The organism is Chryseobacterium sp. RR2-3-20 (assembly GCF_017808115.1).
Taxonomy (GTDB): Bacteria; Bacteroidota; Bacteroidia; order Flavobacteriales; family Weeksellaceae; genus Chryseobacterium; species Chryseobacterium oryzae.
In genome coordinates, this window is sequence record NZ_JADQBD010000156.1 from 1 (window position 1) to 1,069 (window position 1,069).

The 1,069-nt window shown below is 48.3% G+C and carries 1 rRNA gene; it reads right to left on the reverse strand.

The window, feature by feature from the left end:
* Positions 1–1,069 (reverse strand): 23S ribosomal RNA (locus tag IV513_RS15465); the annotation flags it as partial.

A 1,069-nucleotide genomic window follows, 5' to 3' on the forward strand; every position in this document is an offset into this window, starting at 1 on the left:
CTAGGTCTTGACTATTCCGTCAGTCTTCAGTAAGTACGGCACTCCGTCCCCTTTTTAGTGTGAGCAAGTATGGGAATATTAACCCATTGTCCATCCACTACCCCTTTCGGGTGCGCGTTAGGTCCCGACTAACCCTCAGCTGATTAGCATGGCTGAGGAAACCTTAGTCTTTCGGTGAGGGGGTTTCTCGCCCCCTTTATCGTTACTTATGCCTACATTTTCTTTTCTGTCCGCTCCACAATACCTCACGATACTGCTTCGGCGCAAACAGAATGCTCCCCTACCAGATATAATAAATTATAAATCCATAGCTTCGGTAATATGCTTATGCCCGATTATTATCCATGCCGGACCGCTCGACTAGTGAGCTGTTACGCACTCTTTAAATGAATGGCTGCTTCCAAGCCAACATCCTAGCTGTCAATGCAGTCCAACCGCGTTGCTTCAACTTAGCATATATTTGGGGACCTTAGCTGTTGGTCTGGGTTCTTTCCCTCTCGGACATGGACCTTAGCACCCATGCCCTCACTGCCGCAGAACATTTATTAGCATTCGGAGTTTGTCAGGAATTGGTAGGATTTGACTCCCCCGCATCCAATCAGTAGCTCTACCTCTAATAAACTCATTTGCGACGCTGCACCTAAATGCATTTCGGGGAGTACGAGCTATCTCCCAGTTTGATTGGCCTTTCACCCCTACCCACAGGTCATCCGAAGACTTTTCAACGTCAACCGGTTCGGTCCTCCACTTTGTGTTACCAAAGCTTCAACCTGCCCATGGGTAGATCACAAGGTTTCGCGTCTAATCCTACTAACTATGCGCCCTATTCAGACTCGCTTTCGCTCCGGCTCCGGACCTGAAGTCCTTAACCTCGCTAGTAAAATTAACTCGTAGGCTCATTATGCAAAAGGCACGCCGTCACACCTTATTGGTGCTCCGACCGCTTGTAGGCGTACGGTTTCAGGTTCTATTTCACCCTTCTATTCGAAGTGCTTTTCACCTTTCCTTCACAGTACTTGTTCACTATCGGTCTTTCAGGAGTATTTAGCCTTGGAGGATGGTCCCCCCA